The organism is Streptomyces sp. NBC_01477 (assembly GCF_036227245.1).
GTDB lineage: Bacteria > Actinomycetota > Actinomycetes > Streptomycetales > Streptomycetaceae > Actinacidiphila.
On record NZ_CP109445.1, the window covers coordinates 2150860 to 2165695 of the forward strand.

The following is a 14836-nucleotide window of genomic DNA, read 5'->3' on the forward strand; positions in this document are numbered from 1 at the left end:
GATTCGTGCCGCGGCTGCTCCGGGTGTCGAAAATAGCGCCGCTAAGCCGCACATGTCCGGGTGGTTGCCCTACTTATGACGATCTATCCTACCTACGTGACCATATTGAGATGAAAATATGCCGGGCGGGCTCCCGACGCATAGGATCCTGGTCGCGAACGTCTCCACCCGCCCGATCGGAACCCCTCCATGGCCACCATCCGCCGCTCCGGCCGCCCGGCTGCCGTCGTGCTCACCGTGGTCGCGCTGTTCGCGGCCTACGCCTGCGGCGGCCCGGGCTCCGGCCATGGGTCGTCCGACACGGCGGGGACCACGGCCCGCGGCGGCGGCAGCACATCGGGCGCCCCGTTCGACGTCGCGTCAATGCTGCGTCCGGCAGGGCGGATGCTCGGCGTGGTGGACGACAAGACGCCGTGGCAGTACGACATCGTCAAGACCTTCGGTACGCAGGCGGGCCGGGCGCCGGACATCCGTGAATATTACAGCTCGTGGGGCGACGACTTCGATCCGGAGGGCAACGCCTTCCTGTGGAAGCACGGGCAGTTGCCGATGCTCGCACTGGTCCCCTCCGACACCTCGCTCGCCGACATCGGCGGCGGCCACGACGACGCGTACGTGCGCAAGCTGGCGCAGCAGATCGCGAGCTACCGCGGCCCGCTGGTGCTGTCCTTCGCCGGTGAGATGAACGGTCCCTGGAATTCATGGGGCCCGGGCCACGCCGGTGCCGACGACTTCGTCGCGGCCTGGAAGCACGTCCACGACGTCTTCCGCGGCCTCGGTGTCACCAACGTCATCTGGGCGTGGAGCCCGCATGTGGTCGACACCGGCGCCACCGCGAAGCTGCGGCCCTACTACCCGGGCGACTCCTACGTCGACTGGACCGGCCTGATCGGCTACTACGGCCCGATCGACGGCGCCTCCTTCTCGGAGCTGTTCACCCCGACACTGCGCGAGATCGCCCGCTTCTCCGACAAGCCGGTGCTGATCACCGAGACCGCGGTGGCGGAGAGCGCCCGGAAGGAGGCACAGGTGCGCGACCTGTTCGCGGGCGCCGCGGAGGCCGGGGTGATCGGGCTGGTCTGGTACGACCAGCGCAAGACCTGGCCTGGCGGTTCCCAGGTGATGGACTGGCGGATCGACACCTCGGTGGGCTCCCGGGCGGCTTTCCGGGCCGAGTCTGCGCGCCACCGGTTCGGGCACGCCTTCGGGAGCGGCTGAGGACAGGCGGCCGAGCACAGGGGGCGGGAGGCGGGGGGCCTTCCGGCGGTACGTACGACCGGCGACCGGCCGGGCAGCACAGGGCAGAAGCGACCAGGCAGCAAGCAGAGCGGAAGTGCGGGGATGACGACGGTGACGTCGCCAAGGCAGGACGCCGGGGGGGCCTTTCCAGGCCGCAGGACTGTCGACAACGGGGTCGCCCCCCCACTGCCGGAGGGCGGGGGCCGGCGACGGCCCGGGCGGATCCTGCTCGTTCTGGTCGTGCTGGCGGTGGCCGCGGGAGGCGCGGCCTTCGCCATGCACCGGGAGGAGGCGGCGCCGTCGGCGTCGAAGCATCTGGCCCCGGCGTGGAAGGTGCGCGCGCCCGCCGCGGACGACGAGCTGATCGGCAGCTGGCTGACGGGCAGACTGCTGATACGCGCGAGCACCCGGGGCGGTGTCACGGCCTACGACCTGGCCGACGGCGACACCGTGTGGACCGCCGCACTGCCGGGCAGCGCGGCAGCTAAGGGCACCAGCCCCTGCGCGATGTCGCCCACGCTGACCGCCAAGGGCCTCGGCACGGTCGCCTTCGGCGCGGACGGCACGTCCTGCACCACGCTCGCCGGGATAGACACCGCCACGGGAACGGTGCTGTGGACCGTACCGCTGGTCGACACCAAGCACCCCACCCCGGTGGGCGCGACGACCTATCTGCAGGGCGACATCGCCACGATCGTCAGCGAGAACTTCCTCGGCGGGCTCAATGTCCGCACCGGCCACCGCGTGTGGGGCTTCACGGCACGCGGCTACTACTGCAACGCCTACGACTGGGGCAGCGCCGGGATCGTGGTCGTCGACGACTACTGCGCCGACAGCAGGAAGCCGTTCAGCCTCACCGCCTACGACGGCAGGACCGGGAAGGTGCTCTGGAGCCGGGTCCAGAACGCCCACACCGATCTGGCGCACGTCTTCTCCGGGTCACCGCTGATCGCCTCGGTGCACATCGCCGGCGAGGACAGCGTGCGGGTCTTCACCGCCTCGGGGAGCAGCCGCAAGCTCGCGGTGGGCGACACCGAGCTGGCGCCGGGCAACGACAGCGACGCCGACCACTCCGCCCGGCTCCTCGGGAACATCCTGGTCACACCGGCCCTGACGGCCGACGTCCCCGAGATCGACGCCTACGACACCACCACCGGGGCACGGCTGTGGTCCTACCCCGCCACCGCGCTGGCCACGGCCGCCCCGGGCGACGACCGGGTCTTCGCGCTCGCCGGCCCGGTCTCCGCCCCGCAGCTGGTCCAGCTCGACCCGCGCACCGGCCGCGCCACCCCGGTCGCGGCCCTGCCCGCCGCCACCACCGCCCATGAGCGCTTCACCGCGGGCACGGTCTATGTGACGCCCGACGGCGGCGTGCTCGAACTCGACGCGCAGGGCACGAGCGACGCGGTCCGCTTCTCGCGGTAGCGCCGTTCATCATTTCGCGGTCCCTCCATCGGCTGAAACAGCGGCGTGGCTGCCGCAAGGGCGGGGTGCGGTGCCGAGAGTCTGCTTCCGTGCTGAAAACCTTTGCAACCGGGCGGAGCAGAACGTGACGACGAGCGACACCGCGGATCCCGCCGACCTCGACGACACGTATCAGGACGAAGTACCGGCCAAGCGCAAGCGGCCCGGCACCGTGATCGTGAACTGGGCGGGCAGTACCGATCACAAGACGATCGGGACGATGTACCTGATCACCTCGTTCGGCTTCTTCATCGTCGCCGGGGTCATGGCACTGCTGATGCGGGCCGAACTGGCGAGGCCGGGGACCCAGTTCCTGTCCAACGAGCAGTACAACCAGGCGTTCACGATGCACGGCACGGCGATGCTGCTGATGTTCGCGACACCGCTGTTCGCCGGCTTCACCAACTGGATCATGCCGCTGCAGATCGGCGCGCCGGATGTGGCGTTCCCGCGGCTGAACATGTTCGCCTACTGGCTGTACCTGTTCGGCTCGCTGATCGCGATGAGCGGCTTCATCACCCCGCAGGGCGCCGCCGACTTCGGCTGGTTCGCGTACTCGCCGCTGTCCAGCGAGGTGCACTCGCCCGGCATCGGCGCCGACCTGTGGACCATGGGCCTGGCCTTCTCCGGCTTCGGCACCATCCTCGGCGCGGTCAACTTCACCACCACGATCATCTGCATGCGCGCACCGGGCATGACGATGTTCCGCATGCCGATCTTCGTGTGGAACGTGCTGCTCACCTCGGTGCTGGTGCTGCTGGCGTTCCCCGTGCTGGCCGGGGCGCTGCTGGCACTGGAGGCCGACCGCAAATTCGGCGCGCACATCTTCGACGCGGCAAACGGCGGAGCGCTGCTGTGGCAGCACCTCTTCTGGTTCTTCGGCCACCCGGAGGTGTACATCATCGCCTTGCCGTTCTTCGGCATCGTCTCCGAGATCCTCCCCGTCTTCGCCCGAAAACCGATGTTCGGCTATATCGGCCTGGTCGCGGCGACGATCTCCATCGCGGGCCTGTCGGTGACGGTGTGGGCGCACCACATGTACGTGACCGGCGGTGTGCTGCTGCCGTTCTTCTCGTTCATGACGTTCCTGATCGCGGTGCCGACGGGCGTGAAGTTCTTCAACTGGATCGGCACCATGTGGAAGGGGTCGCTGAGTTTCGAGACCCCGATGCTCTGGTCGGTGGGCTTCCTGATCACCTTCCTGTTCGGTGGTCTGACCGGTGTGATCCTGGCGGCGCCGCCGCTGGACTTCCACGTCTCCGACTCCTATTTCGTGGTGGCGCACTTCCACTACGTGGTCTTCGGCACCGTCGTCTTCGCGATGTTCGCCGGATTCCACTTCTGGTGGCCCAAGATGACCGGCAAGATGCTCGACGAACGGCTCGGGAAGATGACCTTCTGGACGCTTTTCCTCGGCTTCCACGGCACCTTCCTCGTCCAGCACTGGCTGGGCGCCGAGGGCATGCCGCGCCGCTACGCCGACTACCTCGCCACCGACGGCTTCACCACGCTGAACACGGTGTCCACGATCAGTTCCTTCCTGCTCGGCCTGTCGATGCTGCCGTTCTTCTACAACGTGTGGAGGACCGCGAAGTACGGCAAGAAGGTCGAGGTGGACGACCCGTGGGGCTACGGCCGCTCGCTGGAGTGGGCGACGTCCTGCCCGCCGCCGCGGCACAACTTCACCTCGCTGCCGCGGATCCGCTCCGAATCCCCGGCCTTCGACCTGCACCACCCCGAGATCACCGTCCTCGACGAGGCGACGAACCGCCCCGACAGGTCGGTCACCGTCGCCCCTGGCGACAAGCAGAAATAAGTGTCCGGCCGAGCTGAGGGACGAGCGGTGAGAGCGGAGAGCCACGACGAGCACGGGCTCGACCAGATGGCCGGCTACCTGCTGTGGAACGCGGAGGTCGAGGACGCCCGCCGGCGGGCGACGGCTTTCGCCGCGCACCTGCCGTGGCTGACGTCCGCGCAGCGCGAGGACATCATGCACGTCTATGTGGCGGACCGGGTGGCCGCCTCACGCGCCATGCTCCAGCGCAACTGCGACCGGGCGGTCGAGCTGCGCGGCGAGTACAGCGAGCGGTACGCGCTCATGAAGCGGCGCTGTGTCGCGACGGCCGCCGGGTGCGTCGCCCTTGCCGTCGGCCTGGCCGCGGCCTGCGTCATCGTCGCCCGGTGATACGGACCCGGGCCGCCGGGCGCCCGCTCCGAGCCGCACCGCCGCGGTCCGGAGCGGGCGCCGGTCACTCCTCGTCGGCGGGTATCGGCGACCGGAAGCCGATCACGCCGTGCTGTTCGGCGAGCCGGGCGACCAGCGCGGCGATGTCGCCCGTGCCCTCGATCGACAGCCGGACCCGGGCCGTGCCCGGTGTGTGCTGATCGCCGGGCCCCACCGTCCAGGGCGCCTGGTCCACATTCACCGTGACCACCCGGAATCCCGCGCTCGTGCAGCTCTCCAGGACCCGCGCGAGGACGCCGCCGCCCACCTCGTAGGAGAGCTGGAGGTCGGTCTCCTCGAAGGCTGACATGGCGGGGAAGCGGCTGGTGATCATCGGGAAGACGTGCACGACGAGGAAGTGCACACCGGTCACCGCCACGGCCAGCAGGATCAGTCCGCCGCCGCAGGCCATGCCGATCGCGGCCGTCAGCCAGATGGTGGCCGCCGTGGTCAGGCCGCGCACCGCGTCCCGCCGTACGAAGATCAGGCCGCCGCCGATGAATCCGATGCCGCTGACGACCTGTGCGGCGACCCGCGAGGGGTCCAGGCCGACGCCGTACGTCCCCAGCACGTCGTTGAAGCCGTGCTGGGAGACCTCCATGAACAGCGCGGTGCCGACACCCACCAGCGTGTGGGTGCGCAGGCCGGCGCTTTTCTGCCGTACTGCTCTTTCCAGTCCGATCAGCGTCGACAGCACCAAGGCCAGCCCCAGCTCAGCGAGCTGACGCAGGCCCTGGCCGCCGTCGGGGTCCCAGACGACCGAGGCGATATGAATCATCCGTTCACGCTACAACCGGTGGATTCCCGTCATGCCCGGGTCTTCCCACTTTTTACATCCGGTACCAACCGATAAGGCCGCAATCGGCCGTTGGGCCCTCCGGTGCCGCCTCCTGCCCGGCCGGCCCCCTCCCCACCGCCCAGGATGCCGAGGGCGGTGACGAGGACGTGCGCGCCGCCGCCGCGTCCCATGAGGCGGCGGCCCAGCAGTTCCTCGCAGGAGGACAGGTGGTTGCGGACGGTGTTGGGGTGCCGTCCGATCAACTCGGCGCAGTCCTGCACCCGTCCGCCGCAGGTGATCCAGGCACGTACCGTCGTCAGCAGCGGACCCGCGTCGTCCACCAGCGGACGCAGCAGGTCCATCGCCCACGCCCGGGCCTGCTGCGACCGGAGCAGTTCCGCGAGCCGCGGCGCGGGGCCGGGCAGTGCCCGCCGCGCCGGCCCGCGGGCGAGCCGCAGCGCCAGGTCCCGGCCGGGGGCGCCGAGGACGCGGACGAGCCGGTCCTCGGCGCTGTGCACCGCGGTACGCCCCGGGGTCCGGCGGGTGTGCGCGCGGCCGGCGCGGGTTCTAGATCCATGCCTTCTTGTAGAAGATGTTCGCCAGCCGCGGGCTGCCCGTCTGCGAGGCGAATCCGAAGTACAGCCGGGGCTCGCCCTGGATCACCGAGACCGTCATCCCCTCCGGCTCACGGTAGGTCAGCGAGCCGCCGGCCGTGGTGAGGAACCGCTGCACGACCTCGCCGGTGCCCAGGTCGACGGCGCGGACGTAGGTGTTGCCGGGATCGGGGTTCGCCGCGCTGTAGGCGGTGCCGTCCAGGGTGTACAGGTAGTTCCCGTACAGCGTGTACCCCTGGATGGTGACCGAGGCCAGCTCGTCCGGCTGCGCGATGTCGAGGATCGTGTTCGAGAAGGTGCCCGCGGTCGCGTCGGCGAGCGGGAACAGCGCGATCCGCTTGCCGGCCGGGGTGTGGTAGCGCACGGCCATCCGGTCGTGCTGCGCGTCGATGGAGCAGGTGAACTCCAGCCCCCCGGCGACGGGGGTGTAGGTGGGCAGCGAGGCCGCGCCGTGGTCGAGGGTGGAGCCGTTGACGAACCGGAAGCGGGTCAGGTGGGCGCCGTAGCCGTTGGTGTTGGCGTCCTTCTCGGTCCACAGGTAGGTGTCCGACCCCACGGGCTGGGCGGCGATCGAGACGCCGTGCCCGAAGCCGGTCAGCGTCATGGAGCCCGACTGCTGGCCGGTCAGGGACAGCTGGGTGACCGTGAGGTCGCCCGAGGTGCTGCCCGTGCCCGAGGTGAGCTGGATGGTGAACAGCCGGCCGTTGACGTCGTTGAAGGCGAAACCCTGGAGCACCGTGGCGCTGTGCAGCGCGACATTGCGGAACAGGTCGTACGAGGGCTGTGTGAGGTCGAACCGCTCGCCGTCCGCCACGGCCCCGGTGCCGCCGGCGGCGGCACTGACCGGCGTGCCGACCGTGGCCGCCGCGGCGGCCACGGCGACGGAGGACCTGAGCAGCGTACGGCGCGAGACGCCGGGGCGGCCTGCCTGCGAGGTGGTCATGGCTCTCCAAACGTGACGGGTGTCGTGGAGCAGTAAATCTCACATCACACCTGCTAGAAATCAAGTCTTCGGTGTTACTTTGACTTCGGCTCACACCGGTCCGGACACACACGTATGACACAAGTGACAGCGGAACGTAACAGGACTCTCACGTTTACCCCTGAGTGCCCGGTTATGTCGGGCTAGAAGTATCAGATTGTCACCGCCCCAGGTGTTCCCTTCTCATCACACCTGTTGATATCTAGGACTCATCATCCGGGCGAGCGTCCCGGCGTCCTGCAGCCCTTCCGTAAGGAGGCACGATCCGTGTCTGCCACCGACCTGATACCGGACGGTGTCGCCGCGCCCGAGCGGCCACCGGCCGCCGAAGGCGCCTCCCGCCGTGCCGGAGCGAGGCGCAAACGCCGCGACCACCTGCTGTTCCTCGCCTTCGCGGCGCCCAACATGCTGCTTCTGCTGCTCTTCGCCTACTGGCCGGTCGTCTACAACGCCTACCTCAGCTTCACCGACTGGGACATGATCTCCGCCACCAAGGGGTTCGTGGGCCTGGGCAACTACACCGACCTGCTGGGCGACCCGGACTTCCGCACCACCTTGTGGACGACCGTGCTGTTCGTGGTCGGCATCGTCGCCGGGGGCATGCTCCTCGGACTGCTGACCGCGCTCCTGCTCAACCAGCGCCTGCGCGGCCGCAACGCGGTGCGCACCCTGGTCTTCGCGCCCTACGTGCTGTCAGGGGCGGCGGTCGGCACCCTGTGGCTGTTCATCTTCGACCCGAACTACGGCCTCATCCACCCGCTGCTCGCGCCGATCGGCCTGGCCGCCCCCGCGATGATGACCGATTCGCACTGGGCGCTGTCCGGCCTGGTGCTGGTCTACCTCTGGAAGAACATCGGCTTCGTCGCCGTCGTCTACCTGGCGGGCCTCCAGGGCCTGCCGAAGGAGGTCTACGAGGCCGCCGCGCTCGACGGCGCCGGCGCCTGGCGGCGGCTGACCCGGATCACCCTGCCGCTGCTGTCCCCCGTCACTTTCTTCCTCCTGGTCACCTCCGTCATCAGCACCTTCCAGGCCTTCGACGTGATCGCCGTGATGACCGGCGGCGGACCGGGAACATCCACATCCATCCTGAGCTGGTTCATCTACGACCAGGGTTTCCGGGCCTTCGACGCCGGCCGCGCCTCCGCCGCGGCGATGATCATGTTCGTCGTGCTGCTGCTCATGACCGCGGTCCAGGCCCGCTTTCTGGAGCGAAAGGTGCACTACCAGTGACCGTCACCATGGCAGACACCGCGGCCCGTCCGCCGCGCCGCCCCGGCCGTGCCAAGCGGCTGGGCCTCTACGCCCTGCTCGTCCTGGTGGCGGTCGTCGCCGCGGGACCGCTCTACTGGCTGGTGTCGTCCGCGCTCAAGACCAACCCGGAGATCTACCGGTATCCGCCGCGCTGGGTCCCCACCGACCTGCGCTGGGCGAACTTCAAGGACGCCTGGGACGCGGCCCCCTTCGGCCGGTTCTTCATCAACTCCGCCGTCGTGGCGCTCGCGGGCACGGCGATCGAGGTCTGCACGGCGCTGATGTGCGCCTACGCCTTCGTCTTCCTGCCCTTCCCCGGCAAGAAGTGGCTCTTCCTGTTCCTGCTCGGCGCGATGATGGTGCCCGGCCATGTGACGCTGCTGCCGAACTTCCTCACCATCGCCCGGCTGGGCTGGGTCAACACCTATCCCGGCCTCATCGTGCCGGGACTCGGCTCGGTCTTCGGCACCTTCCTGCTGCGGCAGCACATGATGACGCTGCCCATGGAGGTCATGGACGCCGCCAGGATCGACGGCGCGGGCCATCTGCGCACCCTCTTCCGGGTCGTCCTGCCGATGTCCAGGCCGATGGTCATCACGGTCTCGATCGTCACCATGGTGACGAAGTGGAACGACTTCATCTGGCCGCTGATCGTGACCAACAGCACCGACATGCGGACCCTGCCGGTCGGCCTGCTCTTCCTGAAGAACCAGGAGACCTACACCAACTGGGGCGCGATCCTGGCCGGCACCGTGATGGTGATCGTGCCGGTCCTCGTCGTCTTCTTCATCGCCCAGCGGTACATCATCGCGGGACTGACCCAGGGAGCCGGAAAGTGAGCCAGTCCTCCGTCAGCCGCCGCCGTCTGCTGGGCCTCGGTCTCGGCGCCTCGGCGGCGGCGGGCCTGAGCGCCTGCGGCGTCTCCACCGGGCCGCTGGGCCAGCCCGGCGGCTCCGTGCCCGCCGCGTTCGGGCGGCGTACCCGGGTCGTCCTGTGGTCGGCCTTCGCCGCCGTGCCCGGCAACGCCCTTCAGGCGCTCGCCGACGCCTTCAACCGGGAACAGCGGGACATCTACGTCGACGTGCAGTTCCAGGGCTCGTACGACGACTGCGCCCAGAAGGCCGTCGTCGGCCTCCTGGCGGGACAGGCGCCCGACCTGTGCGTGCTCTCCGACGTGAAGTGGTACCGATTCTACTTCGGTGACGCGCTGGAGCCGTGGGACGCGTACTTCGACAGCGGCGAGCTGGACCGTACGTACAACAAGCAGCTGCTGGGCGAGGGCCGGCTGCGCGACCGCACCTGGTGGCTGCCGCTGGCCAGGTCGACGCCGCTCTTCTACTACAACCGCACCCTCTTCCGGAAGGCCGGCACTCCCGACCGGCCGCCCGCCAGCTGGGACGAACTGCACGACTGGTCCAAGGAGATCACCAGGATCAAGCTGCACGGCAAGAAGGTCGGCCTTGAGGCCTACCAGAAGGTCGACGGCGACTGGCAGTTCCAGTGCACCGCCTGGCAGTGGGGCGGCGCCTACTCCGACGGGCTCGACGTCACCATCGACAAGGAGGCGGCGGTCGAGGCGGGCGAGTGGCAGCGGCGGCTGATCTTCGAGGAGAAGATCGCCTACATGTCGGACGACCCCGCGAGCGACCTGGGCAACCAGCTCATCGCCAGCCTCGTGACCTCGACGGGCAGTCTGAAGAAGCTGACCGAGATGGCGAAGGCCGGCGGCTGGGAGCTGGGCACCGGACTCCTGCCCCGGCACAAGGACTTCGCGGTGAACACCGGCGGCGGCGGCCTCGGCATCTTCAAGCGGACCCCGCACGAGCGCAAGCAGGCCGCGGTGGAATTCGTCCGCTTCCTGGCCCGCCCGGAGAACGCCGCCCAGTGGGCGGCCCGGACCGGGTACATGCCGGTGGTGCCGGCCGCGGTCACGACCCCGGTGCTGTCCGGACTGCTGGCCGAGGACCCGAACTACTCCACCGCCGTCAAGCAGTTTCCGCTGGTCCGCAAGGGCGACCGGGTCCGGCTCATGGTGCCGAACGCCAACGTGCAGATCTACACCGGCCTGCAGCGGATGTGGTCGGGCAACACCCCGGCGGAGACGGCCTTCTCGGACGTGGCCGCGAAGCTGCGCAAGGGCGTCGACCGCTACCGGAGAACCATCGAGGAGCACCTGTGACGACTGTGCGGCGGCCCCTGGTCTACGGCCACCGAGGATCCAGGGAGGAGGCCCCGGAGAACACCCTGCGCTCCTTCCGGCGCGCCCAGGAGGTGGGCGCCGACGGGGTGGAGCTGGACGTACGCGTGTCCCGGGACGGCCGGTTGGTGGTGATCCACGACGCGACCGTCGACCGTACGACGAACGGCACCGGGAAGGTCCACGACCTCACCCGGGCGCAGATGGCCGCGCTGGACGCCGGCGAGGGAGAAGGCATTCCCACCCTCACCGAGGCGCTGGACGCCTTCCCCGGCCTCGTCCAGGTCGAGATCAAGGCCGCGGCGGCCGTCCCCGCCCTGGCCGAACTCGACCGGAGCGACGCGCTGCCCGACCGCGTCGTCCTGACCAGCTTCCACCGCGATGTCCTGGCCCATGCCGCGGAGCTGCTGCCGCGGGTGCGGCGGGGCCTGATCACCCATCGCTGCGACGATTCCGTGCTGGCGGCCGTCACGGACCTGGAGCTGTCGTGGGTCTGCCCGGAGCTGGATCCGAGCCTCACCGCCGGGATGATGGCGCAATTCCGCGACCGCGGGGTGAAGGTCGATATCTGGCCCGCCGCCGACCGGGACCACCTCGGGCGGTGCGTGGCGCTCGGCGCCGACGCGGTCACCACCGACCACCCCGGGCTCATCGACGCGTGGCTGGGCGGCGCCGAGCGGGCTTGACCCGGGGCAGGCGGGAGGGGGCGCGGCCGGCCGGCCGCGCCCCCTCCCGCCTGCCCCGGTCAGTCCCTGTCCAGCCACCCCCGCGCGCGCAGCTCCGCCGTGAAGCGCCCGTAGGAGTCCTGGAGCGCCTCGCGCTCGGCCGGCACCGGCTCCACCACCTGCCCCGGCTCCACCATGGCGTCGGTGGCGTCCGCCAGGCTCGCGTGCAGCGTCCCGGCCGCGGCGATGAGCGCGGCGCCGAAGGCGGTCTCCGCCCGCGGAACGGTGCGCAGGGGCATGTCCAGCGCGGTGGCGCGGACGCGGTTCCACAGCGCGCTGCGGCTGCCGCCGCCCGCGGTGTACAGCGGGGCGTCCACGGCGATACCGAGGGCCCGGGCATGGTCGACGGCCAGCCGCTCCAGGAACGCGACGCCTTCCAGCGCCGCCCGGTGCCCTTCGACGTCGTCGCGGGGGGCGCCGAGCCGGAAGCCGCGGGCCGCACCGGAGACGAACGGGTAGCGCTCGCCCTCGCGGCGCAGCGGGTAGTGGACGCAGGCCGCGGGGCCGCGGGCGGACGCGGCGGCGTCGAGAGCCGCGAGCCGGTCGGCGGGCGTGCCGGCCAGCGCTTCGCCGCCGGTGTTGGACGCCCCGCCCGGCAGCCACCACCCGTCGGGGTGCCGATGGCTGTACATCGCGCCCCAGGGGTCGGTGACCAGCTCCCGGGTCACGCCCTTGAGCACATAGGTGGTGCCCAGCACACCCACGAACCGGCCCGGCAGGACCGCGCCGGTGGCGATCTGACCCGCGCAGCCGTCCGTCATGCCCAGGCGTACCGAGCAGCCCTCGGGCAGTCCCGTCTCGTCCGCCGCCCGCCGGCAGACGACGCCGGCCTCGGACCCCGGTGCCCGGACGGCGGGCAGCCACGTGTCAGGGACGCCCAGCGCGGGGAGGACCTCGGCCGGCCACTCCCCCGCGCCCGGGTCGTAGCCGGTCTTGAGCGCGTGGCTCCAGTCGGCGGCCACCGGCGCCCCGGTGAGGTGCCGGCCGAGCAGGTCGGGGGTGTGCAGGACGCGGAAGGACCCGGCGTCCCCGCTGCGCAGGCGGTCGCAGCCGTCGTCGGCGGCCGGGGCCGGGCCGCGGCTGAGCCGTGCCAGCCGGGCCACCCGGCCCAGCGCCGCTGTCGGGCCCACCGACAGGCCCAGCCGCTTCCAGCGGTCGGCGCCGAGCAGTTGGGCCTCGGCGTTGAGATCGGCGGCGCGCCGGTCGTCGTACATCGAGCCGGGGCACACCGGCTCGCCCGCGCTGTCGGCCAGGACGAAGGTGCCCGAGGTCGCGGAGACGGTGATCGCCCGCACCTCGGCGCCGCGGCCGGGCAGCCGCGAGGTGGCCTGGCGCAGCGCCGAGACGGCGGCGGGCCACCAGGTCCCGGCGTCCTGCTCACGGCCGCCGCCCGGGGTGCGTACCGGCTGGGGCAGGTCCGCGCCGCCTTCTGCGGCGACCCGTCCGCGGGCGTCGACGCACACCACGCGCACGGCGGCGGTCGCGACATCGAGGCCGACGACCACGGGGACGGCGTGCGGCGCCGTCGTCGTATCGGAAGCAGTCATGGGGGCGCGCCCGTTCCTCTCCTGAGGGGACATGACACAAAGTGACAGCGCGTTGATTCCCCGTGCGAAAACGGGAGCTCGCGCGAAGGACGGAGACGTCACTCCGGCTCATTTGCATCACATGTCATGTGAGATTAACAGCTGTGGATGGTACTGCCCAGGGCGTACGGGTGCCTCCGCCGGTGTCCGGGGCGGAGCCGGCCGGCGGCCCGCACCCCGTAACCGACCGGCAGCGGCGCGGCCGACGACCGGGACGGCGGGGCCGGTCGGCGCCACTGACAGCGGGCCAGCCGGCGGCCTGGGCGGCAGGGGTCAGCCGGCGGCCGGGGCCACCCGCACGTCGGTGGCTTCCCGCAGTTCGGCGAGCGCGTCGGCGTCCACGCCCTCGTCCACCACGAGGTGGTCGAAGTCGGCCACGGGTCCGAGCCGGTGCAGTGCCGTGCGGGACATCTTCGAGCGGTCCATCATGAGCGTCCTGCGGGTGCCGGACCGCAGCATCGCCCGCTTGACCAGCACGACGTCCTGCTCCTGGTGGTACGTCATCCGCGCGTCCATCGCGGAGGTGCTGACGAGCACCATGTCCACCGACAGCGCCTCGATCGCCTCCACGCACGGCACGCCCAGGTAGGAGTCGTGGGTGCGCGAATACTCCCCGCCGAGGCCGATCAGGCGGATCTCGTCGTGCTCGATGAACACGTCCACGATGTGCCGCGCGTTGGTCACCACCGTCAGCGGTCCCAGCGTCGCCAGCAGCCGGGCGAGCGCCAGGGCCGTCGTGGAGTCGTCCAGCATCACCGACATGCCCGGCTCGACGAGTTCGGCGGCCACCGCGGCGATGGCCTCCTTCTGGGCGACGTGCACGCCGAGCCGGTAGTCGAGGTTGCTCTCGAACACCGTCGAGGGCAGGGCCGAGACACCGCCCCTGAACCGGCGCAGCACACCGCGCCTGGCCAGCTCGTCCAGGTCGCGGTGGACGGTCATCGCGCTGACCTCGGTCAGCTCCACCAGCTCGGCGACGGTGGCCGATCCCCGCTTGAGCACATGCTCGGCGATGGTCTGCCTGCGGGCGTCCTGGGGGCGGGCGGTACCCGTCCACGCGCCGGTGGTGTTCATTCCCACAGTCTCCCTCACAGCGCGTGCGGGAAGGCACTCGTGGGCACGTTCAGCGAGCGCAGGCCGGTGCGCTCCCCATCCACCTCGATCTCGGTGACGGCCGCGTTGTCGAGCACCGGCAGCAGGCGCCGGTAGCCGCCGACGTCCATCCCGAGCATCAGGCACAGCGCCAGGCGCAGCAGGCTGTTGTGGGCCACGACCAGGACGACGGCGCCCGGGTGGCGTTCCGCGAGGCCGCGCAGCGCCTCCCGGCCCCGGCGCGCGGCCGGCAGCGGCGGCTCGGAGCCCGGCAGCGGGTGGGCCGCGGCGTCGGTCTCGAAGGCCCGGACGGCGTCGGGGTCCGCGACCCGCATCTCCGCCAGCGTGCGGCCCTCGCCCCACCCGAAGTCCACCTCCCTGAGGCCCGCGACGACCTCGGGGACGAGGCCGAGCCGGCCGGCGGCGGGGGCGGCCGTGGCGCGGGCCCGGCTCAGCGGCGAGCAGGCGACCGCGTCGATCGTGCGCGACCCGGCCCACGCGCCCAGCGCCTCGGCCTGGCGCAGCCCCTCCCCGGTCAGCGCCACGTCGGAGATCCCCGCATAGCGGTTCTCCGCGTGCCATTCGGTCTGGCCGTGCCGTACGAGCAGCAGTCGGGTCGCCATCTGACGCCTCTCACTCGGGACGCCGGGCCGCTCCGTGCGGCCCGGCGGCATTGCTTCTTCA

14 protein-coding genes are annotated in these 14836 nt (G+C 70.9%); 8 read left to right on the forward strand and 6 right to left on the reverse strand.

All coding sequences use genetic code 11. The annotated features are described in order from the left end of the window. The first annotated feature begins 189 nt into the window (after nt 1–189). The 4 genes from OHA86_RS08515 to OHA86_RS08530 all read left to right on the forward strand — a co-directional run bounded on the left by OHA86_RS08515 (nt 190) and on the right by OHA86_RS08530 (nt 4888). A complete protein-coding gene (locus OHA86_RS08515) occupies nt 190–1218 on the forward strand; it encodes a glycoside hydrolase family 26 protein (RefSeq protein WP_329173824.1) in 1029 nt (342 codons plus the stop codon). Nucleotides 1219–1479: 261 nt separating this feature from the next. Continuing rightward, the gene (locus OHA86_RS08520; RefSeq protein ID WP_329173826.1) at nt 1480–2664 is read left to right on the forward strand and encodes an outer membrane protein assembly factor BamB family protein; all 1185 of its coding nucleotides are present in this window, start codon (nt 1480–1482) and stop codon (nt 2662–2664) included. Nucleotides 2665–2788: 124 nt separating this feature from the next. Then, nucleotides 2789–4519 carry an aa3-type cytochrome oxidase subunit I gene (gene ctaD, locus OHA86_RS08525; protein WP_329173828.1) on the forward strand — a complete coding sequence of 577 codons (1731 nt, stop codon included), beginning with the start codon at nt 2789–2791 and terminating at the stop codon, nt 4517–4519. 27 nt (nt 4520–4546) lie between these two features. Continuing rightward, on the forward strand, nt 4547–4888 hold the full coding sequence (locus tag OHA86_RS08530; RefSeq protein WP_443054210.1) for a hypothetical protein: 342 nt from the start codon (nt 4547–4549) through the stop codon (nt 4886–4888). Nucleotides 4889–4952: 64 nt separating this feature from the next. Here OHA86_RS08530 and OHA86_RS08535 read toward each other — a convergent pair whose 3' ends face one another. From OHA86_RS08535 to OHA86_RS08545, 3 genes are read right to left on the reverse strand one after another with little or no spacing between them, the layout of a single operon-like run. After that, entirely contained in the window at nt 4953–5705 is a 753-nt protein-coding gene (locus OHA86_RS08535; RefSeq protein WP_329173829.1) for an MgtC/SapB family protein, read from the reverse strand. Between the two features lie 29 nt (nt 5706–5734). Next, nucleotides 5735–6223: a helix-turn-helix domain-containing protein gene (locus OHA86_RS08540; protein WP_329173831.1), complete on the reverse strand. Its 489-nt coding sequence runs from the start codon at nt 6221–6223 to the stop codon at nt 5735–5737. Between the two features lie 49 nt (nt 6224–6272). Continuing rightward, nucleotides 6273–7262, reverse strand: coding sequence for a phage baseplate protein (locus OHA86_RS08545; RefSeq protein ID WP_329173832.1), 990 nt, complete (start codon nt 7260–7262; stop codon nt 6273–6275). 306 nt (nt 7263–7568) lie between these two features. Here OHA86_RS08545 and OHA86_RS08550 point away from each other — a divergent pair, with 306 nt between their 5' ends. From OHA86_RS08550 to OHA86_RS08565, 4 genes are read left to right on the forward strand one after another with little or no spacing between them, the layout of a single operon-like run. Further along, nucleotides 7569–8531, forward strand: coding sequence for a carbohydrate ABC transporter permease (locus tag OHA86_RS08550; RefSeq protein WP_329173833.1), 963 nt, complete (start codon nt 7569–7571; stop codon nt 8529–8531). Next, nucleotides 8528–9391, forward strand: a complete 864-nt coding sequence (locus OHA86_RS08555; RefSeq protein ID WP_329173834.1) for a carbohydrate ABC transporter permease — start codon at nt 8528–8530, stop codon at nt 9389–9391. Before OHA86_RS08550 ends, OHA86_RS08555 begins: the two co-directional genes overlap by 4 nt. Continuing rightward, nucleotides 9388–10731: an ABC transporter substrate-binding protein gene (locus OHA86_RS08560; protein WP_329173836.1), complete on the forward strand. Its 1344-nt coding sequence runs from the start codon at nt 9388–9390 to the stop codon at nt 10729–10731. Before OHA86_RS08555 ends, OHA86_RS08560 begins: the two co-directional genes overlap by 4 nt. Then, nucleotides 10728–11435, forward strand: a complete 708-nt coding sequence (locus tag OHA86_RS08565; protein ID WP_329173838.1) for a glycerophosphodiester phosphodiesterase — start codon at nt 10728–10730, stop codon at nt 11433–11435. Before OHA86_RS08560 ends, OHA86_RS08565 begins: the two co-directional genes overlap by 4 nt. A 59-nt stretch (nt 11436–11494) precedes the next feature. On the opposite strand, the gene OHA86_RS08570 is transcribed toward OHA86_RS08565, so the two are convergent. From OHA86_RS08570 to OHA86_RS08580, 3 genes are all read right to left on the reverse strand, one after another. Beyond that, nucleotides 11495–13021, reverse strand: coding sequence for an FGGY-family carbohydrate kinase (locus OHA86_RS08570; RefSeq protein WP_329173840.1), 1527 nt, complete (start codon nt 13019–13021; stop codon nt 11495–11497). Between the two features lie 312 nt (nt 13022–13333). Beyond that, complete coding sequence (locus OHA86_RS08575; RefSeq protein WP_329173842.1) at nt 13334–14134, reverse strand: DeoR/GlpR family DNA-binding transcription regulator; 801 nt, start codon at nt 14132–14134, stop codon at nt 13334–13336. A gap of 14 nt (nt 14135–14148) precedes the next feature. Next, nucleotides 14149–14775 (reverse strand): histidine phosphatase family protein, encoded by a 627-nt coding sequence (locus tag OHA86_RS08580; RefSeq protein WP_329173844.1) that lies wholly within the window; start codon nt 14773–14775, stop codon nt 14149–14151. Between the last annotated feature and the right edge of the window lie 61 nt (nt 14776–14836).